We start from the raw sequence: 26619 nt of genomic DNA on the forward strand, positions 1-26619 counted from the left end.
ACCCGGTCTGCCTCCCGGCGTCGGGTGCCGGTGATCCGTACGGCGTCGTGACCCCAGGCGAGTCCGCGCCGGACCGGCTGCGCCGAGCGGAGCCAGGGGCCGCGCCGGGCGTTTGGCCTAGGCGAAGATCACACGGGTGCAGCTTGCACCCCGGCCGGTGTGCCAGACGGCTGAGCGGGGACCGACGGTGCTGGGATGGTGCGACTCCCGACGCCCGCCCACGCCCGCCCCGTGCCCGAGGTGACTCATGCGCCTGCTGCTCGTCCACCCCAGTGCCCTGATGTACTCCGAGATCTTCCTGAGACTGGAGCCGCTCGGGCTGGAACGGGTCGCCGCCGCCGCCCGGGACGCGGGGCACGAAGTGAGAGTGGTGGACCTGCAGGTGAGACGGCACCAGGACCTGCGGCGGACGGTCGCCTCGTTCGTGCCCGAAGCGGTGGGCTTCTCGCTCAACTACCTGGCGAACATTCCCGAGGCCATCGACCTCGCGCGGAGGATCAAGCAGGCGGTGCCCGGCTGCTTCGTCTTCTTCGGGGGACACAGCGTGTCCTTCGTCTCCGGTGATGTCCTCGAACAGGCGGAGGGGGCCGTGGACGCCGTGATCCGCGGGGAGGGAGAACCCGCGGTGGCGCCGCTGCTGGAAGCGGTGCGCGACGGTGGGATCGAAGGCGTGCCCGGCATCATCACCCGGGCGGGCCACGGGCCGGCGCCGACCATGCTGCACTCCATCGACAGCCCTCGCCCGGCACGGGACCTCATGTCCCACCGCAGGAGCTACTTCATCGGCGAGCTGGACCCGTGCGCCTCCATCGAGTTCACCCGCGGCTGTCCCTGGGACTGCTCCTTCTGCTCCGCCTGGACGTTCTACGGCCGCAGCTACCGCAAGGCCTCCCCCGAGGCCGCCGCCGAGGAACTCGCGAGCATCCGCGAGCCGAACGTGTTCATCGTCGACGACGTGGCCTTCATCCGGCCCGAGCACGGTGACGCCATCGCGCACGAGGTGGAGCGGCGGCGTGTCCGCAAGCAGTACTACCTGGAGACCCGCAGCGACGTACTGCTGCGCAACACCGAGGTCTTCGACCGCTGGACGCGACTCGGCCTGCGGTACATGTTCCTGGGTATGGAGGCCATCGACGCCGAGGGGCTGGACCTCTATCGCAAGCGGGTCAGTCCCGACGACAACTTCCGGGCGCTGGAGACGGCGCGGAAGCTGGGCATCGACGTCGCCATCAATCTGATCGTCGACCCCGCCTGGGACGCCGAGCGCTTCCGGATCATCAGGGAGTTCGCCCTGTCGGTGCCGGAGATCGTGCACCTGACGGTGATGACTCCCTACCCCGGCACGGAGATCTGGCACACCGAGGCGCGCCGGCTGACCACCCGGGACTACCGGCTGTTCGACATCCAGCACGCTGTCGTACCCACCACGCTGCCGCTCGACGAGTTCTACCGGGAGCTGGTGCGCACCCAGGCCGTCATCAACCGCAAGCACCTGGGCTGGCGCACCGCGTTCGGGGCCGCACAGGTGCTGGGACGCAACCTGCTGCGCGGCCAGACCAACTTCGCCCGCATGCTGTGGAAGTTCAACCAGGTCTACAACCCGGCACGGCAGCTGGCCGACCACCACCGCTCCGTGCGCTACGAGCTGCCCCTGCCGCGCCACCTCGACGTCGGCGACCGGCGCCGGCTGTACGTCCACACCAAGCCCGCGGCCCGCTCCCGCGCCGACCGGCCGAAGGACGTCGACAGCGGCGAGTAGTCCACCCGCGGGCGGGCGAGGACGGCGGCGTGGGCAGGCGGGCCCCGGGACGGTCACGACCGGCCTGTTCCCGGGCGCCTTGTCGGTGAAGGGTGACCTGCGACCGCGATGACACGCCGACGGCCTGGAGACGTGGGCGAGAGACGAACGACGGAGGGTACGAGTGGAGGGCGTGAGGTCGTCCGGCTGGTGGATCCTCGTCGTCGCGGTGGCCGTACTCGCCGCGGTGCTGTCCAACCGGTTCAGCGAGCGGACACGTATTCCGGCTCCGGCGTTCTTCCTGGTCGCGGCGGCGGTCGCCTCGGACGCGGTGCCCGCGCTGCGGCAGTTCTCGATCACCACGGTGCAGAACGTCGTCACGGTCGCCCTGGTCCTCCTGCTCTTCCACGGAGGCATGGAGCTGGGGTGGCGCCGGCTGCGCCCCGAGGCCGGACCCGTGATCTGGATCGGCGTCGTGGGCACGTTCCTCACGGCGGGACTGGTGGCGTGCGCCGCTCGCCTTCTGGGGTTCGACTGGCATGCGGCGCTCCTGCTGGGGACCGCGGTGGCCCCCACGGATCCGGCCGTGGTCTTCTCGGTACTGGGCGGCAAGGAGATCACCGGGCGCACCGGTGTACTGCTGCAAGGAGAGTCGGGGGCCAACGACCCGGTCGGCATCGCGCTGATGGCGGGGCTGCTGGGGGCCTCCGTCGGTTCGGCCCAGGCCGCGGCGGGGCGGGTGGCTCTGATCTTCGTCGAGCAGATGGCGATCGGCGCGGCGGTGGGCGCGGCCGGGGGGCTGGGGCTGAAGTGGTTCATCAGCAAGGTGCCGCTGCCCGGCGAGGGCCTGTATCCGCTGCGGCTGCTCGCCGGCGCGTTCACGGTGTACGGGGCGGCCGCGGTGGCCCATGGATCGGGGTTCCTGGCCGTCTTCCTCGCGGGCATCGTGCTCGGTGACGCGCGGGCCCCGTACAAGCGGGAGATCGAGCACTTCCACACGGCGCTGGGCAGCCTGGCGGAGATCGTCGCGTTCACCATGCTCGGGCTCACCATTCCGCTGAGCAGCTTCGCCTCGCAGGGCGCGTGGGGCGACGGGCTGGTCCTGGCCGGCGTACTCGCCTTCCTCGCCCGGCCACTGGTGATGGCGCTCCTTCTCGTTCCCCTGCGTCTCGGTGCGGGCGAGCGGGTGTTCCTGGCGTTCGCCGGGCTGAAGGGCGCGGTGCCGATCCTGCTGGGCAGCTTCGTGCTGAGCGCGCACCTGTCCCATTCGAAGCGTATCTACGACGTCGTCTTCGTCGTGGTGGCCTTGTCCGTCATCGTCCAGGGCGCGCTGGTGCCGACCGTCGCCCGCTGGTGCCGGGTCTCCATGCGCTCCAGCGCGGTGGAACCCTGGGCACTGGGCATCCGCTTGCGCGATCGCCCGGAGGGCGTCCAGCGCGTGGTGGTCCGGGCGGGCTCGATCGCCGACGGTTCCGCCATCGCGGACCTCGACCTCGGTGAGCACGTGTGGATCAGCTTCGCCGTCCGCGAGGGCCGCCTGCTGGCCGCGGGCGGGTCCACCCGGCTGAGACCTGACGACGAACTGATGCTGCTGACCGATCCCGAGGGCCCCGACGACTGGAGCCGGATGTTCACGGAGCGCCCGGAGCAACGGTGACCGTCGCGCCGGCGGGGCGCCCGTGCGCCATTCGGCGCACACCGACTCCCCGCGGGTTCGGCCGAGTGCTGTCCGGCCCTCCGCCCGTGTCGGGCGTTTCTCCGCCGGTCCGGTGGTTACCCGCCGGCAGGGATCGACAGGACCGGCGCCCGACGTTCAGCGGGCGGTTGTCCACCAAGGTCATAAATTGTCGGATAGCGGCCGATCAGTCCGTTCTCCTCGTGCGGCCGAAGCGGCGGGTGACGAGATGAGCGGTCCGCCGTGCGGCGACCCGGTACCGGGGACAACGGGTCCGCGCCGTGAGTCCGGGAACGTCGCGAGGAATGGATCGGGATATGACTGCGCAGCCGCTGCCGGACGGGTCCGGTGCCAGGGCCGGGGAGGACGGGAGGGTGGACGCCGCCGGTCTGCGGCAGGAGCTCGGGCGGCGGGTCCGCGGGGAGGTGCGCTTCGACGCGGGGAGCCGGGGGGCGTATGCCACCGACGGTTCGAACTACCGGCAGGTGCCGATCGGTGTCGTGGTGCCGTACGACGTCGACGCGGGCGCCGAGGCGGTCGGGGTGTGCGCGCGGTTCGGCGTCCCGGTCCTGTCGCGGGGCGGCGGGACGAGTCTGGCCGGGCAGTGCACGAACGCCGCCGTGGTGATCGACTGGACGAAGTACTGCAACCAGGTGCTGTCGGTGGATGCCGAACGCCGGACATGCGTCGTGGAGCCGGGCATCGTCCTCGACGAACTCAACCGCCACCTGTCCGACCTCGGACTGATGTTCGGGCCGAAGCCGTCCACGCACAGTCACTGCGCCCTCGGCGGGATGATCGGCAACAACTCCTGCGGCGCCTCCGCCCAGGCTTACGGCAAGACCGTCGACAACGTGCGGCGCCTGGAGATCCTCACCTACGACGGACTGCGCTGCTGGGTGGGGCCCACCTCGCAGGAGGAGTTCGAGTCGATCGTGGCGGGCGGGGGCCGGCGGGCGGAGCTCTACCAGGGGCTGCGGGAGATCACCGGCCGGTATCTGGGGGAGATCAGGACCCGGTTCCCCGACATCCCCCGTCGCGTCTCGGGCTACAACCTGGATTCGCTGCTCCCGGAGAAGGGGTTCGACCTGGCGCGGGCGCTGGTCGGCAGCGAGGGGACCCTCGTGACGGTCCTGCGGGCGGAGCTCGATCTGGTCCCGGTCCCGGCGTGCGAGTCGATGGTGGTGCTCGGGTACGACGACATCTGCGCCGCGGCCGACGACGTGCCGCGCCTGCTGGAGCACAGCCGGCCCGAGTTGCTGGAGGCTCTGGACGGGCGGATGGCGCAGCTCATGCGCGAGGAGGGCTCCCATCTCGCCTCTCTGGAGCGGTTCCCCGAGGGTGAGAGCTGGTTGCTGGTGCAGTTCAGCGGCGACAGCCGTGCGGACGTCGACCGCCAGGCACGCGACCTGCTGAAGGCTCTCGGCCGCGCCGAGGACGACCCCGCGGTGTCGCTCTCGGACAATCCGCGGCGCGAGCAGCAGATGCTCAAGGCGAGGGAGGCCGGGCTGGGGGTGACGGCCCGTCCGCCGGACGGCCGGGAGACCTGGGAGGGGTGGGAGGACTCCGCCGTTCCTCCGGACAGGCTCGGGGACTATCTGCGGGACCTGAAGGACCTGTTCGCCGAGTTCGACTACGACCATCCTTCGCTGTACGGGCACTTCGGCCAGGGCTGCGTGCACACCCGCATCCCGTTCGAGCTGAAGACCGCCGAGGGCGTCGCGGCGTTCGGTGGGTTTCTGCGCAAGGCCGCGGACCTGGTCTCCGCCTACGGCGGATCACTGTCCGGCGAACACGGCGACGGCCAGGCACGCGGCGAACTGCTGACCCGTATGTTCGGTCCTCAGGTGGTCGCGGCGTTCGGTGAGGTCAAGGCACTCTTCGACCCGGACAACCGGATGAATCCCGGCAAGGTCGTCGACCCGCACCGCGTGGACGACAACCTGCGGCTGGGGCCGCTGTGGCGCCCGCGCGCCGAGGACACACGGTTCGGCTACCCGCAGGACGGCAATTCCTTCACCCGGGCCGTCATGCGCTGCGTCGGGATCGGGAACTGCCGCAGCCACGAAGGGGGTGTCATGTGCCCCTCGTACCGGGCCACCGGTGAAGAGGAGCACTCCACCCGGGGCCGGGCCCGACTGCTGTTCGAGATGCTCGGCGGTCACGCCGACTCACCGATCACCGAAGGGTGGCGCTCCACGGAGGTCAAGGACGCCCTCGATCTCTGTCTGGCCTGCAAGGGCTGCAGGTCCGACTGCCCGGTCGGCGTCGACATGGCCACCTACAAGGCCGAGTTCCTCTCCCATCACTACGCCGGGCGCCCGCGCCCGGCGGCGCACTACTCGATGGGCTGGCTGCCGCTGTGGGCGAGGCTGTCCCGGCTCTCCCCCCGCTGGGTCAACGCGGCCCTGCACGCGCCGGGTGTCGCCGCGATCGGCAAACGGCTCGCCGGGGTGGCCGTCGAACGGGACGCGCCCGCCTTCGCCGAGGAGCCCTTCGTGCGGTGGTGGGCCTCGCGTGGCCTCGCAGAGCCCGACCCGGCCGACCGCAGAACGGTGGTGCTGTGGCCCGACACCTTCAGCAACACCCTCCATCCGAACGTCGCCAAGTCCGCGGTCCGGGTGCTGGAGGACGCCGGCTTCCACGTCGCCGTGCCCGCCCGGACGGTGTGCTGCGGCCTGACGTGGATCTCCACCGGCCAGCTCGCCACCGCCAAGCGCGTCCTGCGCCGCACTCTGGAGGTGCTGCGGCCCTACATCGAAGCGGGTACGCCCGTCATCGGTCTGGAACCGTCCTGCACCGCGGTGTTCCGCGCGGACGCGCCCGAGCTGATGCCGGACGACAAGGACGTCGAGCGGCTCGCCCGGCAGTTCCACACGTTCTCGGAGTTCCTGCTGAACTCGGCGCCCGAAGGCTGGCGGCCCCCCTCCCTCGCCAGGACCGCCACCGTGCAGACCCACTGCCACCAGCACGCGGTCATGCGCTACGACGCGGACCGCGAGCTCATGCGCCGCGCCGGGATCGACGCCGACGTCCTGGACGCCGGCTGCTGCGGACTCGCCGGGAACTTCGGCTTCGAACGGGGCCACCACGAGCTGTCGATGACGATCGCCGAACAGGGCGTGCTGCCCGCGGTGAGAGAGGCGGCACCCGGTTCCCTCGTGATCGCCGACGGCTTCAGCTGCCGCACCCAGATCGAGCAGGCCGGCACCGGGCGCCGGGCCATGCACCTGGCCGAAGCCCTCGCCCTCGGCCTGGACGGGCCCGCCCCGGCCGACCATCCCGAAAAGCTTGTCCCGCGCCCCGAGGCGTCCAGGCGCCGTGCCTGGTTCTGCACCGGGGCCGCGTGTGCCGCCCTCGCGACAGCGGCGGCAGCCGGCTTCGGCCGGTTCCACCGCCGGCGCGGCTGACGCCCACGCCGCAGCACCGCAGAGGCACAGCGGCACAGCGGCACAGCGGCACACCCACGATGAGAAGAGGCTCCATGTCGATCAAGGTTTCCGACTTCGTTCTGCAGCGGCTGCGCGAGTGGGACGTCGATCACGTCTTCGCCTACGCGGGCGACGGGATCAACGGCCTGCTGGCCGCCTGGGGACGCGCGGACGACCGCCCGCGGTTCATCCAGGCCCGGCACGAGGAGATGGCCGCCTTCGAAGCCGTCGGCTACGCGAAGTTCTCCGGCAGGGTCGGCGTCTGCGCGGCCACCTCCGGACCGGGGGCGATCCACCTGCTGAACGGCCTGTACGACGCGAAACTCGACCACGTTCCCGTGGTGGCCATCGTCGGCCAGACCAACCGCAGTGCCATGGGCGGCTCCTACCAGCAGGAGGTGGACCTGCTGAGCCTCTACAAGGACGTCGCCTCCGAGTTCTGCGAGATGGTGACCGTCCCCGAGCAGCTGCCGAACGTCATCGACCGCGCGATGCGCACCGCTTACGCGAAGCGCACCGTCACCGCGGTCATCATCCCGGCCGACGTGCAGGAACTCGACTACACGCCGCCCACCCACGCCTTCAAGATGGTCCCCTCCAGCCTCGGCGTGGCTTCCTGCGCACCCGTGCCGGCCGACGCGGACATCGCGCGCGCCGCCGAGGTCCTCGACGCGGGCGAGAAGGTCGCGATCCTGATCGGCCAGGGTGCGCGCGGAGCCAGGGCCGAGGTGGAGGAGGCGGCGGACGTGCTCGGCGCGGGAGTGGCCAAGGCCCTGCTCGGCAAGGACGCCCTGCCCGACGACCTGCCCTACGTGACCGGCTCCATCGGCCTGTTGGGTACCCGGCCCTCGTACGAGCTCATGCGGGACTGCGACACCCTGCTCGTCATCGGCTCCAGCTTCCCCTACACGCAGTTCCTGCCGGAACTGGACCAGGCGCGCGCGGTGCAGATCGACATCGACCCGTACATGGTCGGGCTGCGCTATCCGTTCGAGGTCAACCTCGTCGGTGACGCGGCCGCCACCCTCAGGGCGCTGCTGCCCCTGCTCAAGCGCAAGAAGCACGGGAAGTGGCGCAAGAAGATCGAGAAGGACACCGCCCGCTGGTGGGAGGTGATGCAGCGGCGGGCGGCCGTCGACGCGGATCCGATCAATCCCGAGTACGTCGTGCACGCGCTGGACGCCCTCCTGCCGAAGAACGTGATGCTGGCCGCCGACTCGGGCTCCTCCGCCAACTGGTACGCCCGTCACCTGCGGATGCGCGGACAGATGCGCGGCTCGCTGTCGGGGACGCTGGCCACCATGGGGCCGGGCGTGCCCTATGTGATCGGTGCGAAGTTCGCCCACCCGGACCGGCCCGCGATCGCCCTCGTCGGGGACGGCGCCATGCAGATGAACGGCATGGCCGAGCTCATCACCGCCGCCAAGTACTGGTCCGAATGGCAGGACCCGCGCCTGATCGTCGCCGTTCTCAACAACCAGGACCTCAACCAGGTCACCTGGGAGATGAGGGCCATGTCCGGAGCCCCCCAGTTCCTGCCCTCCCAGGCCATTCCGGACGTGCCCTACGCCGACTTCGCCCGCTCCATCGGGCTGGACGGGGTCCGCGTCGAGAAGCCCGCGGAGGTGGAGGCCGCCTGGCACCGGGCACTCGGCGCCGACCGGCCCTTCGTCATCGATTTCCGCACCGACCCGGCTGTCCCGCCGATCCCCCCGCACGCGACCCTCGACCAGATCGAGGCCGCCGCGTCCGCCGTCCTCAAGGGCGACAGCGACCGCACCGGCATGGTGCGCCAGGGCCTCAAGGCGAAGGTCCAGGAGATGCTCCCGGGCCACCGGCACGCCGACCACCGCCCGGACGCGCGGCGCAGCGGGGAGGGCTGATGCCCCGGGGTGAGACCCACAGCGCCCCGGGAGAGCCGGTGGTGGACGGGCTGGAGACCGCCGTCTACACCGTTCCCACCGACGTGCCCGAAGGGGACGGCACCCTGGCCTGGGACTCCACGACCATGATCGTGGTCCGGGTACACGCGGGCGACACCACCGGACTCGGCTACACCTACGGCGCCCCGGCCACCGCTCACGTGATCGAGCGGCAACTGGCCGACGTGGCGACCGGCCGCAGCGGGTGGGACGTACCCGCGGTCAACGAGGCCATGAACCGGGCTGTGCGCAACGCGGGGCGTCCGGGTCTGGTCGCCGGAGCGATCTCGGCCGTCGACATCGCCCTGTGGGACCTCAAGGCCCGTCTGCTGGACCTGCCGCTGGTGCGCCTGCTCGGACGCTCCCGCGCCGTGGTTCCGGTCTACGGCAGCGGAGGGTTCACCACCTATGACGCCCTCCGGCAGGACCGTCAGCTGCGGACCTGGACGGAGGAACAGGGCATCGGCCGGGTCAAGATCAAGATCGGCGAGTCGTGGGGAGGCGCCGAGCCCCGCGACCGGGAGCGCATCGCGGCGGCCCGCCGGAGCATCGGGGACGAGACCGAGCTGTACGTGGACGCCAACGGCGCCTACACCCACAAACAGGCCGTCCGCCTCGGCCCGCACCTGGAGGACCACGGGGTCACGTGGTTCGAGGAGCCGGTCTCCTCGGACGACCTGACCGGCCTCGCCCTCACGCGGCGGGCCGTCACGGCCGACGTGACCGCCGGGGAGTACGGCTACACACTGCCCTACTTCGCCGCGATGCTCGACGCGGAGGCGGTGGACTGCCTGCAGGCCGATGTCACCAGGTGCGGAGGCATCACCGTCTGGCTCAGGGCAGCGGCCCTCGCCGAAGCCCGGGGGACGCAGATCTCCGGTCACTGCGCCCCTCATCTGCACGCCCACGCCGCCGCGGCCGTACCGAACCTGCGCCACCTGGAGTGGTTCCACGACCACGTCCGCGTCGAGGAGCTCATGTTCGAGGGCACGCTGGATCCGGCCGGCGGCGCACTGCACCCGGGCGCCTCGGGCGCGCCGGGTCTGGGGCTGACCCTGCGTACCGAGACGGCCCGCAGATACCGAGTCGCCTGACCTCCCGGCCTCCCGGCCTCCGGGCATGTGGACCGCCTCACCCGCGGCCCGTCGCCCGACCGCCTTCGTATCCGACCCGGCCGGGCGACGGGCCGCGGGTGAGGGGCCGTCAGTCGAGGCCCCGGACGATGTGGGCGTCGTCCGGGTCGTCCGGGTATCCGGAGAGGCGGAGCGGGCGGGGAGCGAGCCACAGGCCGCGTGCGCAGACCTCGCCGAGCCGGGACGGCGCCTGCGCAGGGGGCCGCGGTCCGGCGGTGGCGGGGTGGGGCCGGTCGCCGGACGTCGCGGTGCCGAGGGCGGGTGCGGTGCTGTCCAGGGTGGTCATCGCTCGTTCCTCCTCGATCGAGTGGCTGCCTGTGCCGGTCAGTTGAGCGCCTGGGCCGGGGTGGGGGTGCGAGCCCCGGGCCGGGCGGCGAGGATCACGGCGCCGGTGACGGCCACGACGGCGGCCGAGCCCCACATGACGGCGGGTGCGTGGCCGGCGCCCAGGCCGAGTCCGCCCAGGACCAGGACCAGGGTGTTGGCGCTTCCGGTGAGCTGCTCCATGCGGACGGTCACCCGGCCCCGGGTGGGGCCGTCCAGGGTGGACAGGCCGTCCTGGGTGAGGGGGCGGGCCGCTCCGGCGCCGAGGCCCAGCAGGGCGATGGCGACGATCACGGGCACCAGGCGGGACGTCGTGGCGAGCAGGACGAGGGAGGCCGCGACGCAGGCGAGGGTGGCGGCCAGCAGTGGCGCGGCGGACGTGGTGCGCAGCAGTTTCGCGGTCCAGCGGGCGACGAGGAGCGCCGCGACGTTGAACACGGCGAGGAGGACACCGAACAGGGCGAGGGAGACCTTGGTGCGCACGAACAGCAGGTAGGGGATGAAGCCGACGAACGCGGCCAGGGCGACGCCGCGCAGGCACACGTAGTAGGCGATCCACCATCCCGATCCGCCCGTCCAGCTCCCGCTCCTCACGGGGGCGCCGGAGCCGGGGGTGGTGCGGGCGGCGGGGAGCCGTACGGGGCCGATGCCGGTGGCCGCGGTGGCGGCGGCCGCGCAGGCGAGCGCGGACAGCAGGAACACGGTGAGCCGGGCGTGCTGGAAGATCACGGCGCCGGCGATGCCGGAGACCATGACGACCGCGAAGATCCAGCTCTGGGTGCGGGCCTGGATCCTCGTGGCGCGTTCACGGTCGGGTTCCAGGACGCCCACCAGCGGGGACTCGACGCTCGCGGTCAGCGCGTAGCCGAAGCCGCTGAGTACCTGTCCCGCGACCAGGCCCGGGGTGCCGCCGGCGACGGTGCCGATCAGCAGCAGGCCGGCGGCCTTGACGAGTTCCCCGCCGACCAGGAGGGTGCGGGGGCCGAACGCGGCCGAGAACCGGCCGACGAACGCTCCGGAGACCATCACGGTGAACCCGTAGAGGGCCAGCAGGGTCTGCGCGAGGGCGATGCCGAGGTGGTGCAGGTAGAGGAAGGCGAACAGGACGGGCAGGTGGAAGTAGGCGCGGGAGATCAGCCGGTAGGCGAACAGGGCACGCAGGGCGCCGGGGCGGGGCGTGTCACCGGCCCCGCCCGGGGCGGCCTCGGCTCCGGGCGGGGTGGCGGACCGGGGGGCGCCGCTCACTCCATCGCCCCCGAGGAGGCGAAGTAGTTCCTGTCGGCGCCGCTCTGGGTGGTGAACACCGACGAGGAGTCCTTCGCTCCGGGCAGCGGCAGGTGGACCGGGACCGGGGCGAGCCGGACCTGCCGGTCCTGGCCGCGCACCAGGAGGTCCTGGTAGGCGTCCCAGTCGCCGCCCGCGCACAGGTGGCGGTCGCCGGGGGCGCCGCAGCCCACGAGCGGCCAGGCGTCGGCGGCGGCGTAGTTCTGGAAGATGACGCGGCGTGAGCCTGTGGAGCGGTTGGGGCCGCTGGCGTGGACGGCGCGGACGTGATGCAGGGTGATGGACCCGGCGGGCGCGGTCAGCCGGACCGCGTTGTCGAGCATGTCCTTGATCTGGGTGTGGTCCAGGGCGCCGGCGAAACGGCCGCCCTGGTTGTGGGAGTACACCTCGCCCAGGTGCGATCCGGGCACGACCAGCAGGGGGCCGTTCTCCTCGGTCATGTCGTCCAGGAGGACCCCGACCGCGACGAGGGAGTCGTTGGTGTGGGGGTAGAAGCCCCAGTCCTGGTGCCACTGGATGGCGTCACCGGTGCCCGAGGGCAGCTTCAGGTTGATCTTGCTGCCGTACAGGCGCAGGTCGTCGCCGAGGAGGCCCGCGACGATGTCGAGGATGCGCGGGTGGCGCACCGTCGCGTCGTAGACCGGATGGTGGCGGTGCGGCGACTTGACGCGGCGCACGTAGGGACGGCCCTCGTGTTCGCCGATGTCGAGGACGCGGCGGTCGGCGTTCGCGTCGCCGGCCTGCGCGGCGAAGCCGTCGGTGACCTCGCGCAGTTCCGCGAGTTCGGAAGCGCTGAGGACGTTCTCCACCACGAGGTAGCCCTTGGCGGCGTACTGGTCGAGCTGGGTTGCGTCGAGAGTGTGCATGTCTCACCTCTGCGTCAGGAAAAGAGATGCGGGGCCGGGGCGGGGTGCTCCGGCGAGGGGCCGGGGCCGACGCGGCACGGGCGTCGTGCCGCGCGGTGTCGTGCCGGCACGGTGTCGTGTCGGCCCCGGGAGGCCGGCCGGGGCGGGCCGGGCCGGTGGGTGGACCGTCGGCCGGGTGGCCGGGCCGGTCCGGTGCCGGTTCAGGCGGTCGCGGGGACGGTCAGTTGTTCGGTGAGGAAGGTCAGGGTGCGCTTCCAGGCCAGCTGGGCCTGGGTCTCGTCGTACGTGCCGAGGAGGTTCTCGTCGTTGTGGAAGGCGTGGCCAGCCGGGTAGAACTGGAGCTCGACGGGGGCGCCGGACTGGCCGCGGATCTGCCGGGCGAGGTCCTGTGCGCGCTCCGGCGGGGCGTAGGCGTCCTTCTCCCCGAAGTGGCCCAGTACGGCGGCCCTCATCCCGGAGAAGTCGGGGTCCTCGCCGGCGAAGACGCCGTAGAAGGCGACGGCCGCGGCGATCTTCTCGCCGGCGGCCGCGGCGAGCGCGAGGACGAATCCGCCGCCCATGCAGAACCCGACGGTGCCGAGGGCGTCGCCCTTGACGGCCTCGTGCTCCAGGAGCCAGTCCACGGCACCGACCAGGTCCTCGACGCCCTGTTCGAGGGGGAGGTCGCTCATCATCTGCCCGGCCTCGTCGGAGTCGTGGGTGGTTCGGCCGCCGAACAGGTCGGGTGCCAGGGCGACGAAGCCCGCCTCGGCCAGCCGGTCGGCCACATCGGCGATGTGGTCGGTCAGCCCCCACCACTCCTGGATGAGGATCACGCCGGGCCCGCGGCCGGACGCGGGCAGCGCCAGATAGGCGTGGATCTCCTTGCCGTTGCGGACGAAGTGGGTGTTCTGCCGTGCCTCGGGGGCGCTCATCTTCTGCGGTTCTCCTTGACGGGGACGGGGACGGGGTCCGGTGGCCTGGGCGGCCTTCGGGGGTGAAGGGGGCCGGGGCCCCGCCGGGGCGGCGGGGCTCAGCGGCTCGGTTGCAGGGCGCGCCGCACCAGCAGCGCGGACAGCCGTCGTACGGAGTCCAGCGCGGGCAGATCGCGGACCATCTCACGGACGTGGGCGGCCTGTTCGCCGTCCAGGGCGTCGGAGGTGATGCGGGAGAACTTGCCCCAGACCTCGTCGCCGGTCATGGGGTTCTGCGGGGTCCCGGTGGCGTAGCGCACGCGGCGGCGGTAGGTCTGGCCGGCGGTGGTCGTCAGGGTGACGACGCCGCCCCAGTTCTCCGGGTACTCGGCCTCCGCGACGGGGTCGGTCTCGACCCGCACGCGGTCGGCGAAGGCGTGGAAGCGGGTGTCGGCGAGCTGTTCGTCGCTGTAGCTGTCCAGGTCGGGCAGTTCACCGTAGGCGGCCATGCCGAGGGTGAACTGGACGCTGAACTGGCCGCCGAGCGGGTCGACGGGGTGCACGATCGAACCGACGTGCACCGCGCCGTGCGCGGACAGCCCCACCGTGACCTCGGCGATGTCACTCGGGACCAGGTTCTTCTGCCGCATGAGGAACTGGAAGGCCTCGAGCGGGGCGTGGATGAAGTAGCAGCAGTTGTAAGCCTTCAGGCCCACCTTCTCGATGATGTACCGCGTGCCGAGCCGGTCGGTCAGGCGCTCGACGCTGCCCTTGTCGGCGAAGACGTTCACGAATCCCTTCGCTCCGTCCAGGACGGTCAGGGGTCCGGTCATGCCGCGCCGGGCCAGGGCGACCGCGCGGATCCCGGCGGTGGTCGGGATCGCGGTGTGGATCCGCTTGACCGAGCCTCCGGACTGGGTGTACTCGATCAGGCCGCCCGAGAAGCTGCCCGCGATCGCCAGCGACTGCGCGAGCTCCCGCGGGCCCTGGCCGTGGAGGAGGCCCGCGGCGATCGCGGCTCCGAACGGGCCGGCCGCGGGCGGTGTGTGGTGCCCGCGGCGCAGGCAGTCCGGGGAGACCGCGTGCGCGGCGCGGAGCATGACCTCCAGGCCGGCGGCGGTGGCCCGCAGCAGCTGCTCCCCGGTGGCGTCGACCTCCTCGGCCACGGCCAGCGCGACCGGGATGACGACGGCACCCGCGTGGGTCTGCACCATCTGACAGGTGTCGTCGAAGTCCTGCCCGTGCCCGAACGTCGCGTTGGCGAAGGCCGCGTGCTCGGGGTGCGTGCGCAGCCCGTGGAAGAGCACGGTCGACGATCCCGTCGCGCCGAACTCGCGCACGTAGTCGTAGGCGGCCTGGCTCCACGGTAGCCGTGAGCAGGCCAGCTGGAGGCCGAGCTGATCGATGATCAGCTTCGTGACGTACTCCTGGACGGACGATGGAATGCCGTCCCTGTATATCTGGTGTGCGAACTCCGCGAGTGTTTCCGCCGCGGCGGCCCGGGATTCGTTCTCTGAGGGTTCTTTCCGCTGCTCCGGAATGAACACTGTCACCCTTTCCCTCCCCCTGGGGGATCGACTGCGCCCTCACTCCATGAAACTCACACGCTCATGGGATCCCGAAGGCGCTCGACAGAGATATTCGCCGCAGGGAAATAATCCGGTCAAGGTTGATCGCCGAATCAGCATCGGCGAAAGTTGATCCATACACGGAAGCAAGAGGACGCCGGCTCGGCGCGGAGGACCGTGCGATGGAAAACATCATGGAACACCACGGAAAAGAATACGAAACAAAGATGTACGACGGGAGGAAACAGCCGGGCGCGGGGAAAGAGCCGAAAAAGGCCGGATACGCGGACGGGCGAGAGGCGGAGCGGCCCGGACCGGAACCGAGCGGGACCGGCCGGCACCAGCGGGGGGCTGCGCGCGCCTCTGTGAGGGAGAGACGCGCGCAGCCGTCCGCGGGGTGCCCCCTCGGCGCCCGCAGGCACGGCGGGGGCGGGTGGAGCGGTTGGCTCAGAACTGGAGGTCGCGGGTCTCGGGCCCGGTATACAGCTGGGCGGGCCGGCCGATGCGGCGTTCGGGGGCGGTGGCCGCCTCCGTCCAGTGGGCGATCCAGCCGGGGACGCGGCCGACGGCGAACAGCGCGGTGAACATCCCGACGGGGAAGCCCATGGCCCGGTAGATGAGGCCGGAGTAGAAGTCGACGTTCGGGTAGAGCCTGCGTTCGAGGAAGAACTCGTCCTCGCGGGCGATCTCCTCGAGTTCCAGGGCCATGTCGAGCAGCGGGTCGTCGGCGGCCTTCCCGCACACCTCGCGAGCCACTTCGCGGATCACGCGGGCGCGGGCGTCGAAGGTGCGGTACACCCGGTGGCCGAATCCCATGAGCCGGAAGGGGTCGTCGCGGTCCTTGGCCTTGGCGACGTACTTGCCCAGGTCGCCGCCGTCGTCCCGGATCGCCTGGAGCATCTCGATCACGGCCTGGTTCGCGCCGCCGTGCAGCGGCCCCCACAGGGCGGAGAGGGCCGCGCTGACGGAGGAGAAGAAACCGGCGTTGCTGGAGGAGACCAGGCGCAGGGTCGCCGTCGAGCAGTTCTGCTCGTGGTCGGCGTGCAGGACCAGCAGTGTCTCGAGGGCGTGGACCATCGCCGGGTCGGTGGCGACCGGGCTGTCGCCGAAGCACATCCGCAGGAAGTTCTCGACGTACCCGGCCGACGGGTCGTACGGGCGCCGGGGCCGGTCCTCGGCACGGGCGAACGCGTGCGCGGCCAGGACCGGCATCGTCGCGAGCAGGTCGAAGCCGGCCTGCTCGGCGGAGGACGGGCCGTCGGGGGCGAGCGAAGTCATCACGGAGGTCGCCGCGGCGAGCATGGCCATGGGGTGCGTCCCGGCCGGCATCGCGTCGAACAGCGGCCCCCACACCGGGCTGGAGGGCAGTGTGCTGGCCGCGATCCGGGAGAGCCACCGCTCCTCCTGGGCGCCGGTGGGCAGCTCACCGGTGGTGAGGAGGTGGGCCGTCTGGAGGAACGTGCACTTCTCGGCGACCTGCTGGGCGGGATAGCCGCGGTAGAGGAGGATGCCCGCGTCACCGTCGATGTAGGTGATCGCGGACCGGCATATCGCGGTGTCGGCCAGGCCCGGGTCGTACACCAGGCAGCCCTCGCGCGCCAGGTCCGCCGCCGCGACGGCCGGGCGTCCCAGCACCGGCTCGCTGACGGCGAGTTCGGCTCGTACGACGTTCTTCCCGGCGGCGGTCCGCGGCTCGGGTACCCCGGGCGGTGTCTCGTGCGCTGTCCTGCTCATCCAGGTCGTCCCCTAGTTCGTGTGTCCGTGGGCTGCGCCGACCGCGCCGGCCGCGTGGTTCACAGCGCCACGCTCAGGCGTTCGGCCAGCGCGGCCTTGTAGGCGTCGGTGTCGAGGACCAGATCCGGGATGACGGGCAGCAGCAGCGAGGGCGGGTAGGCGCCGTCGCGCACCAGGTAGGGCCGCTCGAAGGTGAAGTCCACGATGGTGTTGGAAGGGTTGACGCCCTCGGCCTCGACATCGACGCACTCGTCGTCGCGCTCGTTGACCAGGACCGCGTCCACCGCTCCCCCGACGTCCGCGATCGCCTTCTCGCGGGTGACGACGAAGTTGCCCTGCCCCGAGAGGTTCGCCGAGGTCAGCGCGACCGGCCGCCCGAACACCGCCAGGAGCCGGTTCAGCGCGCAGGAACGCTGGTACATCACCGCGACCGTGTTCGCCCCCATCGTCATCCGCGGCGAGAACGCGTACGTGAGATCGAAGATGAACGAGATCTCCGCCGGCCAGATCCGCTTCAGCTCGGGCAGCCCGAATCCCTCGGGAAAACCGACATACTTTTCCGTGTCCTCGATCCTCGGTACCGCGAGTGTCAACGGACCGAATTTCGTACGCTTCTTCGCCTCGAAGACACGGGCGATCGCCTTCTCGTTCTCCGCGTCACAGATCAGCACATAATTCGTCCGACTCGGAACGACGACGACACCGCCGTCACCGAGAATTCCCGCCACCTCGGCCAGGGAAGACTCGGATTCCTCAAGGATGAGGCCCGCCATGACACCTCCATTCAAAGCCGCCGCATACTGCCGGACGCCGATCGCAGCCCGGTCTCGATCATTGGCAAGTCTCCGCAGGGCCGCACACCCCGGTCAATCGTGATTAGCAAATCAATCAACATCCACAGAAACCCGCCCTGCGGCACGGGAAGGGAAGACACGGCACGCGCCGGCACGGTGCGGTCACGTGAAGCGAGGGAACGGTCACAGGAACCGCGGCGGCATCGGCACCGCGACACAAAGGGACGATGACGGAGGGCAGTTGACGGGGAGGCGGTCACAGGGCGCTTCGGATAGCATCCGCAGTCGCCGAACTTCGCCACCCATCGCCGAGGGAACCCGCACCGTGCCACGCCGTCCGACTCCTCCGATCGCCGAATTCCCCGTGTCCGACGGGGACGCCGGTCCTTATGGCATCACCTGCGGTCCCGACGGCGCACTGTGGTTCACGCTGGTCCATCACGGCCGGATCGGCCGGATCACCCCGGACGGCGAGGTCACCACCTTCCCGCTCGCACCCGCTTCCGGCGGGCCCTCGGTCATCACGGCGGGCCCCGACGGCGCCCTGTGGTTCACCGAGTTCCGCGGCCACCGGATCGGCCGCATCACCACGACCGGGACCATCGCCTCGTTCCCGCTGCCGACGCCGGACGCCGGGCCGTTCGGCATCACCACCGGACCCGACGGGGCACTGTGGTTCACCGAGACGGCCGCCGACCGGATCGGCCGCATCACGCTCGACGGTGACGTCACCGAGTTCCCGCTGCCGCTCTCGGGAGCCTTCCCGTCAGCCATCGCCACCGGCGCCGACGGCCGTCTGTGGTTCACGATGAACCGGGCGAACGCGATCGGCGCCATCGGGGTCGACGGTGAGGTCACCGTGAGCCCGCTGCCCACCCCGGACGGCGCCCCGGTCGGCATCACCGCGGGCGCCGACGGTGCCATGTGGTTCGTCGAGATCGGCGCCGGCCGGATCGGACGGATCACACCGGACGGCAAGACCGACGAATTCGCCCTGCCCGACCGCGCCGCACGCCCGCACGCCATCACGGCCGACGCCGACGGGAGCTGCTGGTTCACCGAATGGGGAGCCGCCCGCATCGGCCGGATCACCCCCGGCGGCCGCATCGACGAGTACGACCTCCCCACCCCCTCCTGCGAACCGCACGGCATCGCCCTGGGGCCGGACGGCGCGGTGTGGGCCGCGCTGGAGACCGGCGCGGTCGCACGACTCGCACCCCATCGGGACCCGGCTCCGAGAACGGGTGCCGCGGGCCGTGCGCCCGGCGGCCCGCGCCAGGGCGGGTGACGCCGCCTTCCGGCGCCGGGGTGCCGCGAACGCCGGTCCCGGGTGGCCATCGGCCCCGCACGCCGCGGACGGGTTCGCCGTCCCACGGGGGGCGGGGGCGCCGCCGGGCGTGGCGGTGGTGCCCGTCGGCGCCCTGAGGGTCAGCCGTTGCCGCCCCGCAGGACGGGCCCGGTGTAGACGAACCGCATGCGGAAGTTGGTGTTCTGGGTCAGCTGTTCCAGCAGATGGGCGACCCACCCGGATATGCGGGCTATGGAGAACAGGGCCTCCCCCGCCCCCGGGCTCATGCCGGCGACGAAGCACAGGGCGCTCATGGCGAAGTCGAGGTTCACCGGGACCAGACCGGCCCCGCGGATGTCGGCGAGGGCCTCACGCAGGGCGGCCATCCGCAGCGCACCGCCCGCGGGCAGGTCGGCGTCCGGGGGCCACTCCGCGGCCATGCGCTCCAGCAGGATCGCCGCCCGTGGATCCCGCTGACGGAACGCCAGATGCCCGATTCCCGGCACCGGCCGGTCCGAGGCGACCAGCTTCGCGACGTGCGCACAGCCCGGATTCTCGTGATAGCGGACCAGCAGCTCCTCCACCCGGTGCGCCGCCGCGCCCGGTGCGGTGCCCCGCATGGCGCACAGCCCGGCCAGTACGGCCGCCTTCATGTCGCCCCCGACCGAGGCGACGATCCGGCTGCACACCGTCGGCGCAGCCAGTCCGTTCTCCGCCGCCAGGTTCAGCGCCACATCCACCAGGGACACCAACGCGGTCGGTGTCACCGCACGCTCCGACGCGGGCAGCAGGCCTCTCGCCAACGCTCCGGCCACTCCGCCGTGCTCCACCGGTGGCACCCCGGTCGCGCAGTACACGGCGTAGGCGATGATCCGCTGCGCCTCAAGGGTGCAGTCCTCCTCGATCACGCTGCGGTGCCCGGCCCCCGACAGGGCGGCGAGCCCGGACACGATCCGGTCCAGCGGCAGCGGGAACCGCCCCCGGTCCGCATCGGCGACCGGCTGCCACTGCGCGGGGAACGCCCAGGCACGCGGCACCGCCGGCAGTGCCTCCACACTCGCCCCCCACAGCAGGTGGGACACGTTCTCGAACCCCATCCCCCGGCACAGCAGCAGCACGTCGTAACCCCGGTAGAACAAACGGTCGTTGCGGATCAGGGCGATGCTCGACTCCAGAACCGCCCGCGAGCCCTCCCGCTCCCGCGTCTTGCGCCCCCGCACCGCGAGACGCTCGATGTCGTCGCGCCGGAACCGGCTCCCCCGCGTCCCGTCGCTCGCCCTGCGCAGCAACCCCCGGCTGGTGTACGCGTAGATCGTCTCCCGCTTCACCCCCAGCCGTCTCGCCGCCTGTTCCGTCGTCAGCCACATCCCGTCGTCCGTCCCCGACTCCTCGACACTCACGCCGCGTGTCCCCCTCTGGTCAATGTGAATGAGACCTTCACGTAAAAGTTGCGAAGCACCCACAGAACGTTGACACGAAGGTGTAAGTTTTCGGCCGGATCCCGCCCCGCGGGCACCACCACACCGACGCGACGACGGGGGCCCATCCGATGGGAACGGTTGCGCACCGAACAAGCCGCAGGAGACGCCGTCCCGCGCGCCGGCGCACCCGCGCCAATTGCGGCGCGCACGAAGCGCGTTCTCCGGCCGCGAGACGCACCGGCATACCCGCTCACCAGGCACGACCGTCACTTCACCGCCCGCCCGACGCCACGGCCGGAAGGCTGGAGGGGACGGGCACGCGGGGTGCCGTCCGGAACGCGAACCGGCCTCCGCACCATCTGGTCGCGCGGGCCCGCGCCTCTCACCGAGGTGTGGAAGGGGGAGCGGGCGGCCGCTATCGGAAGGAGCGAATCCGGACAACCACGCGCCGTCCGAGCAACCTCCACGCGCCTTCGGCACTCGTCGCCGGACCCCGTGCCTCACCCCCGCCCCGGGGCCACCCCGGCGACCGGTGCCGGTGGGAACGCACAGCTCGCTGACGGCGCGTCAGCGCTGCCACCGGCTCGGCCCGCACGACGGATCGACAGCAAAGAGACGAACGACGTCACGGCGCGCAAGGCCACTCGCTCCCTCCCGCACCCCGACGCCATGCCCCGCAGGCGATCGGGCCCGACGGCCGGGGAGCCGGGGAGACCCGGGGGCGGGTGCCATGACGCGGCTACGCAACAGGGGATGCCAACACTTGATGACCGGCACCAGACGCAGACCAGGCGCAACCACCGGCGAAGCGGCGGCCGCGTCCACGGACGACACGGCACAGCCACGACCGAAGCCGGAACGGAAGACACAGCCGGAGCCAGGGCCGGACCGGTGCTCGGAGGAAAGCGACCGGGAGACAGTCCTGACCCGGCTCTTCCAGACCCAGTACACCTCCCTGCTCCGCCTCGCGTCGAGCCTGGGTGCCGACGACCCCGAGAACATCGTCGCCGAGGCCTACTTCCAGCTCTGCAAGCGCTGGCAACACCTCCACCAGAAACAAGCGGCCTCCGCCTACCTCCGCACCACCATCCACAACCTCACCCGCATGCACCACCGCCACCAGCGCACCATCCACCACCACACGCGATCCACCACCGTCGAAACCGTCTTATCGGCGGAGACCACCGCCCTCCAGCACCACGACCACCACACCCTCCACCAAGCCCTCCGCCAACTCCCCGCCCGCCAGCAGCAGACACTCATCCTCCGCCACTGGCACGACCTCAAACAGAACGAGATCGCCACCCTCCTCCAGGTGACCGTCGGCACCGTCAAGACCCACACCCACCGGGCCCTCACCGCCCTCACCCACACCCTCACGCCCCTGCGCTGACCGCCGGCCCTCGAACGCCCGGCGTCCGGCACGGCGTCATCGGGGAGCCGGCCCCTGCCCGGGTGCTCGCTCGCGCAGGACGAGCAGGGTCCACCCCCGGCCGGCCGGATCGAGTGGTCCCGTCGCGGTGCTGAAAAGTTCCGCGGCCCGGCGGTAGGACAGCCGGCCGCGGCCGGTCAGCGGGCAGCGGTCGGCCGCCGCCGTCGTGACCGGCGCCCGCCGGCCGGTGACGAACACCGGGCCGGCGGTACGCCCGGCCAGCAGCATGGGCAGCAGGCGCGCGGTGCCCGACCCCCAGCTCAGGGGCCTCACCGCCCGCTCCCTGGTGCGTCGGTGGCCCAGATCCAGGTGGTCGATGTCGAGGGCGAGCACCTGTTCGACGGCGGCTCGCGACTCGTGCAGGAGGTGCCACAGCGTCAACTCCCTGAGCGGAGCCCGCAGAGCCAGGACGGCGCGGGCCCGATCCGGGGCAGCGGCGGTCGCCCCCGCACCGGTGGGAGCACCGGAGGGGGCGTGCGCCGGTCCGGGAAACGGCGTCGGCGCCGTCAGTCCGGTCGCCGGGTCCGCGGTGATCCAGCCCTGCGCGAGCCACCATGCGGCAGCCGCTCTGAGGCAGGCCAGTTCGCGGGCCAGGGTGCGTGGTCGCGCGGCGGCGGCGCGGTCGTCCAGACCTCGGCGCAACCGCTCCGGGGCCTTCGGGTCGTCGAGCAGGGCAAGGGGAACGACGGGCGGCTGCGAGCCCCTGCGCTCAGGACCGGTCGGGGCCCGGCGGTCGACCAGCGGCCAGGCCCAGCCGTACAGCGAGATGCGGTAGACCCGGCGGGAGGCGCTGCCGAGATCGGCCGCGGCGAGGTAGCGGTCGACGGCGGCGCCGTATTCCACCGGTGCCGGACGGGGCGTTTCCTCGCCGTCGCTCTGACGCTTACCCATGCTGACCATCCGCAGTAAATGAGCATTCCCAAGGCCACGCTGTTCTTCCACAACCGAGCCTACCACCAGCCATGTTGCAGTAAATCCGAGCTATTTACTGCGTCACTTCACGCTATCGCAGAATTACTCGTGAAAGACTTGGCTTCTTTCCTGGAAACGCTTGCGGGAAATAGCTCGGCGGAGGAAGAGTGCGGGCCCATGACGCTTCGCACTCGCCCTCCCGCCGCGCCCGCGTCCCGGACGGCCGCTCGCCGTCTGCGCGCGCTGCGGCACTCCCGGTTCCGCCGTTTCCTCGTCGGACAGAGCACATCGCTGCTCGGCTCCGGGATGAACACCATCGCCACGGCCTTCGCTGTGCTGCGATTGCCCGGCGGCGGGGTCGACGCCGTCGGCGTGGTGATGGCGGCCCGGATTCTCGCGGTCCTTGTCGTGCTGCTGCTCGGCGGAGTGCTCACCGATCGGCTCGGGGCCCGTGCGGTCATGCTGACGGCGGATCTGCTCCGGTTCGCCTCCCAGGCAGTGCTGGCCGCGCTGCTGCTCACCCACAGCGCGAGGATCTGGGAGGTGGCCGTCCTCGCGGTGGTCCTCGGAATCGGTGAGGGAGGGTTCGGCCCGGGGCTGACGGCCCTGGTACCCGGTCTCGTACCGGCGGAGGACCTCGCGGACGCCAACGCGGTGCTGCAGATCGCCCAGGCCGTGGCCTCGGTCGTGGGGCCAGGTCTGGCCGGTCTGCTCATCGCGGTCTCCGACGCGGGCTCGGTGGTCGCGGCCGACGCGGTCAGCTACGGCGTGAGCGTCGTCGCCCTGGCCGGACTGCCCCTGTCGCCGCCGGCCGTGCTCCGCCGTGGATTGCTCGCCGAACTAGCGCACGGGTGGGCGGAGTTCGTCTCCCGCACATGGTTGTGGGTCACGACCCTCCACATCAGCCTCTTCAACCTCCTCCTCTGGGCTCCGTTCCTGGTACTGGGACCGGCTCTCGCCCGGCAACGGCTCGGCGGCGCGCGGGCCTGGGGCCTGGTGTTGGCCCTGTACGGCATCGGTTCGATCGCCGGTGGTTCGGCGCTGATCGGCAGGCACCCCAGGCGGGCACTCGCCTGGTCCATGGCCGCATCCGCCGGCTGGGCGTTGCCGGCGGCCGCGCTGGCCGCGCGGGCGCCGCTGGCCTGGGTGGCGGCCGCCGCGTTCCTCGCGGGGGGTGGTGCGGCGGTGTGCACCACCCTCACGACGACCGTCATCCAGCGTGAGGTGCCGGCCGGGATCCGCGGACGCATCAGTGCCTTCGACAGCCTGGGCGCCTTCGCCCTGGGACCGCTCGGACTGACGCTGGCCGGGCCGGTGTCGGGCGTCGTGGGAGCGGATCGGCTCCTGGGGCTGGGGGTGCTGTGGCAGCTGACAGCAGTCGCCGTGGTACTGGCGCTGCCCTCCGTGCGAAGGCACGACTCCTCGCGGGCGCCGCGGTGTTAGACCGCTTCCCGGCTGGTTCCCGCCCGGTCGTCTCAGCAATTCGCGCTGTAGCGGACGCATCCGGCCGGCGGTCTGTGGCTCTGCTCCCACTCGTGCTGCGCGGCCATCAGTGATCCGCCCACCAGGAACGCCACCAGCAGGTGTGCGATCACGGTCCAGCGAGCGCGGAAGACGGCCGCGAGCACCGCCAGGACGAGTACGACGACGAGGAGCACCCGTAGCCGCCCGATGTGCGCGAGGGCGGCCGCGTCGATCTGGGACCGGTTGCCTTGCGCTGCCCATACCTCCAGGCCGTAGCCGTAAATCCAGTCCAGCACGAGCCACGCGGACTCCAGCAGGAACAGCGGGATCGCGAGGGCGAGGTCCGCGCCGGGACGTGTGCGGCGCGACCAGGGGCGCCGGCGTGACGGGGCTGGGCGGAGGGCGGTCATGGGTGCAGGGTGTCGCAGGCCGGTGGAGATGCGCATGAGTACCCCTACTCAGCCGCCGGACCCCGGTCCGGCACGGTTCACCGCGCGGGCTCCGCGTCACGCCCGGCCTCGCCCGGCGTCACCGCTTCGGGTGCGGCCTGCGCGGCATGGGAGCCGTCGTCGAATCCACGCAGTGCCGGGGTCACCTGACTTGCCACTGCCAGCAGCGCGAACACGCCGGCGAGGCCGAGAATGGACGCGGTCGGCGAGAAGCGGTCGGCCAGCGCGCCGCAGACCAGCGGGGCGAGCCATTTCAGGGACTGGGCGGCCATCGAGGTCGTCGTCATCACCCGGCCGGCGATCCGGTCGGGGACGGTCGCCGCCATCCGCGCCTGGAAGGTCACGTTCAGCGGAACCATGAAGAACACCAGGCTGCCGAAGCACAGCGCGGCCGGCCAGGGCCGGGCCGTGAGGGCGGCGACGCCGAGCGTGCCGGCGACCATGAGCCAGGACATCGTGACGACGATCCGGAAGCCCGACACCCGCCGCACGATCCTGCCCGCGGCCAGCGCGCCCAGCAGACCGTACGCCATGACGAGCGATTCCGAGGCGCCGACGACCGCCGCCGATGCGCCGTGGCGCCGCAGCGCCACCACGAACATGAAGGCCAGACCGGCCAGGGTGCAGTTCGACAGGGCGGCCCACAGCAGAAGGAACCGGAGGAACGAGTCCCGCCGCAGGAACCGGAGGCCCTCCCCCACGTCCTGGCGCACGGAAGTGGGCCCGTCGCCCTTCTCCTGCGCTCGGTCGGGTCCCAGAGGAGTGCGGATGAGCAGCGCGGCAAGCGCGACGAAGAGGTAGGACACCGCGTCGAACGCGAACGGGAGCCACCGCGCCAGACCGAACAGCAGTCCACCGAGCGGCGAACCGGCCAGTTGCGTCCCCATGTCACGCGCCTGTTCCCTGGCAAAAGCCACTTTGAGCTGACCATTCGGAACGATGCGGCGCAGGGACGGAGTCGTCGCCGCCGCGTGCACCGCCGACATGGCTCCCTGCACCAGCGCGGTGACGGCCATCTGCGGCACCCACACGTGTCCGCCGGCCACGGCGAGCCCCACGGCCGCCATGAGGACCAACTGCACGGCCGAAGAGACGATCAGCAGGGCCCGCCGCGACAAGCGGTCGGCCGCCACCCCGGCCGGCAGGGCGGCACCCAGGTAGCCGATGTTCGCGCAGGCCGCGACGATTCCCGTGGACGAGGCGGATGCCGTACCACCCAGGACCAGTAGCGGACAGGCGAGTTGACTCACTCCACTGCCCAGCTGAGAGACGGCCGAGCCGCTCCACCACACGTTGTAGTCCCGGTTCCGCCACAGCGGCGGCGTCCCGGCCACGGGTCCCGGCACGCGGACTCCCCCCGCCGTCGTGAACTCCTGGGAATTCCAGGGAGGTCGATGATGGGCGTGACGCTAACCTCATCCCGCCCCGATCCGGGAGGCGGCTCACCGTACCGGTCGTCGGGCAGGCGTCCGCGGGGTGGGGCCGACCGCTCCCGGCCGCGCCTCGGCCCGGTGCCGGGTTCCTCACGGCAGGACGACGACAGCGACCACGGCCAGAGCCGTCACCAGGTCGCCGCCGTGATCACGCCGGACCTCGCCGGAACGAAGTGGCCGGAATCCAGCTGCCGGCCGACCGAGCGGTACCGGAACGTTCCGTAGGAGCTGACCAGAGGGCCGCAGAAGACCAGGATCGCGCCCGAGGCCACGGCGTGAACCCCTCGGTGCGGAGCGAACTTGGCGATCGCCACACCCAGGCCGGCCACCGCGATGCCCGTGCGCAGCCACGCCAAATAGGTGCGTTCGTCGGCGAGGTAGTCCGAGGCCTTGCCGCTCGGCTTCGGCGTGACACCGTCCGGCTTGCGCCCGCCCACCCCGCCTCCCATCTGTGCGGTCACCCACCCGCGGGCGCCGATCGCCGGCGCGCACCGATCCGGTGGCCCGGGGCGGGTTGATTCCGTGGGACGTCCAGGGGCCTATCCGCTCTTCCTCCGGGCGAGCCCCTCCCGGCGACGGCGACCACCGAGCACGCGGGCGAACAGTCTGCACTCAGGATTCCGGCACGGACCGGGCCCCCGTACCGGCACCCACACGCCCAGGGTCTTGTACGGCCGGACGGCCTCCGCCACGGACCGCCCGCAGGCGGGGCAGACATATCGTTCACCTGCCATGCCTCCCAGCCTAGGACCGACAGGGCAGCCGTGCCCGCCGTCCGGCACCGTGCTCAGATCCGCGCGATTCCCCTGTGGCCGACAAATCAGGCGATAGCTAAGCTTGGCGTTTAACCTCGCGGGT

Annotated in this window: 20 protein-coding genes; 8 read left to right on the plus strand and 12 right to left on the minus strand. The window is 71.7% G+C overall.

What is annotated here, in order from left to right:
• Positions 1-247: 247 nt before the first annotated feature.
• The 5 genes from hpnR (at position 248) to VT52_RS09040 (ending at position 9860) form a co-directional block, all read left to right on the plus strand.
• Positions 248-1759 carry a hopanoid C-3 methylase HpnR gene (gene hpnR / locus VT52_RS09020; protein ID WP_046425720.1) on the plus strand — a complete coding sequence of 504 codons (1512 nt, stop codon included), beginning with the start codon at positions 248-250 and terminating at the stop codon, positions 1757-1759.
• Between the two features lie 163 nt (positions 1760-1922).
• Complete coding sequence (locus VT52_RS09025) at positions 1923-3395, plus strand: cation:proton antiporter domain-containing protein (protein WP_046425718.1); 1473 nt, start codon at positions 1923-1925, stop codon at positions 3393-3395.
• A 335-nt stretch (positions 3396-3730) separates the two neighbouring features.
• Positions 3731-6823 carry an FAD-binding and (Fe-S)-binding domain-containing protein gene (locus VT52_RS09030; protein WP_079174939.1) on the plus strand — a complete coding sequence of 1031 codons (3093 nt, stop codon included), beginning with the start codon at positions 3731-3733 and terminating at the stop codon, positions 6821-6823.
• 74 nt (positions 6824-6897) lie between these two features.
• A complete protein-coding gene (locus VT52_RS09035) occupies positions 6898-8727 on the plus strand; it encodes a thiamine pyrophosphate-requiring protein (RefSeq protein ID WP_206306469.1) in 1830 nt (609 codons plus the stop codon).
• Entirely contained in the window at positions 8727-9860 is a 1134-nt protein-coding gene (locus tag VT52_RS09040; protein ID WP_046425714.1) for an enolase C-terminal domain-like protein, read from the plus strand. The genes VT52_RS09035 and VT52_RS09040 overlap by 1 nt, the downstream gene beginning before the upstream one ends.
• Positions 9861-9969: 109 nt before the next feature.
• On the opposite strand, the gene VT52_RS09045 is transcribed toward VT52_RS09040, so the two are convergent.
• The 7 genes from VT52_RS09045 to VT52_RS09075 form a co-directional block, all read right to left on the minus strand.
• Positions 9970-10185 (minus strand): hypothetical protein, encoded by a 216-nt coding sequence (locus VT52_RS09045; protein WP_046425711.1) that lies wholly within the window; start codon positions 10183-10185, stop codon positions 9970-9972.
• A 38-nt stretch (positions 10186-10223) separates the two neighbouring features.
• Positions 10224-11468 (minus strand): MFS transporter, encoded by a 1245-nt coding sequence (locus VT52_RS09050; protein ID WP_046425709.1) that lies wholly within the window; start codon positions 11466-11468, stop codon positions 10224-10226.
• On the minus strand, positions 11465-12373 hold the full coding sequence (locus VT52_RS09055; RefSeq protein ID WP_046425707.1) for a phytanoyl-CoA dioxygenase family protein: 909 nt from the start codon (positions 12371-12373) through the stop codon (positions 11465-11467). Before VT52_RS09055 ends, VT52_RS09050 begins: the two co-directional genes overlap by 4 nt.
• A gap of 200 nt (positions 12374-12573) precedes the next feature.
• Positions 12574-13287 (minus strand): dienelactone hydrolase family protein, encoded by a 714-nt coding sequence (locus VT52_RS09060; protein WP_046425704.1) that lies wholly within the window; start codon positions 13285-13287, stop codon positions 12574-12576.
• 98 nt (positions 13288-13385) lie between these two features.
• Positions 13386-14819, minus strand: coding sequence for an MmgE/PrpD family protein (locus VT52_RS09065; RefSeq protein WP_079174941.1), 1434 nt, complete (start codon positions 14817-14819; stop codon positions 13386-13388).
• 462 nt (positions 14820-15281) lie between these two features.
• Positions 15282-16568: a citrate/2-methylcitrate synthase gene (locus VT52_RS09070; protein ID WP_079174942.1), complete on the minus strand. Its 1287-nt coding sequence runs from the start codon at positions 16566-16568 to the stop codon at positions 15282-15284.
• A 59-nt stretch (positions 16569-16627) separates the two neighbouring features.
• Positions 16628-17341 carry an L-threonylcarbamoyladenylate synthase gene (locus VT52_RS09075; RefSeq protein ID WP_079174943.1) on the minus strand — a complete coding sequence of 238 codons (714 nt, stop codon included), beginning with the start codon at positions 17339-17341 and terminating at the stop codon, positions 16628-16630.
• Positions 17342-17687: 346 nt separating this feature from the next.
• Between VT52_RS09075 and VT52_RS09080 the strand changes: the two genes are divergently transcribed.
• The gene (locus VT52_RS09080) at positions 17688-18650 is read left to right on the plus strand and encodes a Vgb family protein (protein ID WP_420856272.1); all 963 of its coding nucleotides are present in this window, start codon (positions 17688-17690) and stop codon (positions 18648-18650) included.
• Positions 18651-18790: 140 nt separating this feature from the next.
• On the opposite strand, the gene VT52_RS09085 is transcribed toward VT52_RS09080, so the two are convergent.
• Positions 18791-20050: a citrate/2-methylcitrate synthase gene (locus VT52_RS09085; protein WP_143070857.1), complete on the minus strand. Its 1260-nt coding sequence runs from the start codon at positions 20048-20050 to the stop codon at positions 18791-18793.
• Positions 20051-20837: 787 nt separating this feature from the next.
• Between VT52_RS09085 and VT52_RS09090 the strand changes: the two genes are divergently transcribed.
• Entirely contained in the window at positions 20838-21464 is a 627-nt protein-coding gene (locus tag VT52_RS09090) for an RNA polymerase sigma factor (protein WP_079174944.1), read from the plus strand.
• A 36-nt stretch (positions 21465-21500) separates the two neighbouring features.
• Here the strand turns inward: VT52_RS09090 and VT52_RS09095 are convergent, their stop codons facing one another.
• Complete coding sequence (locus tag VT52_RS09095) at positions 21501-22394, minus strand: hypothetical protein (protein WP_046425764.1); 894 nt, start codon at positions 22392-22394, stop codon at positions 21501-21503.
• Between the two features lie 198 nt (positions 22395-22592).
• Here VT52_RS09095 and VT52_RS09100 point away from each other — a divergent pair, with 198 nt between their 5' ends.
• Positions 22593-23858, plus strand: coding sequence for an MFS transporter (locus tag VT52_RS09100; RefSeq protein WP_053055655.1), 1266 nt, complete (start codon positions 22593-22595; stop codon positions 23856-23858).
• Between the two features lie 32 nt (positions 23859-23890).
• Here the strand turns inward: VT52_RS09100 and VT52_RS09105 are convergent, their stop codons facing one another.
• The 3 genes from VT52_RS09105 to VT52_RS09115 form a co-directional block, all read right to left on the minus strand.
• Positions 23891-24289 (minus strand): DUF6234 family protein, encoded by a 399-nt coding sequence (locus tag VT52_RS09105; protein ID WP_046425759.1) that lies wholly within the window; start codon positions 24287-24289, stop codon positions 23891-23893.
• A 77-nt stretch (positions 24290-24366) separates the two neighbouring features.
• Complete coding sequence (locus VT52_RS09110; protein WP_053055650.1) at positions 24367-25674, minus strand: MFS transporter; 1308 nt, start codon at positions 25672-25674, stop codon at positions 24367-24369.
• Between the two features lie 215 nt (positions 25675-25889).
• The gene (locus VT52_RS09115) at positions 25890-26222 is read right to left on the minus strand and encodes a YidH family protein (RefSeq protein ID WP_206306470.1); all 333 of its coding nucleotides are present in this window, start codon (positions 26220-26222) and stop codon (positions 25890-25892) included.
• Positions 26223-26619: the final 397 nt, after the last annotated feature.

Origin of the sequence: Streptomyces malaysiense, assembly GCF_000980885.2 — a bacterium.
Lineage (GTDB): Bacteria > Actinomycetota > Actinomycetes > Streptomycetales > Streptomycetaceae > Streptomyces > Streptomyces malaysiense.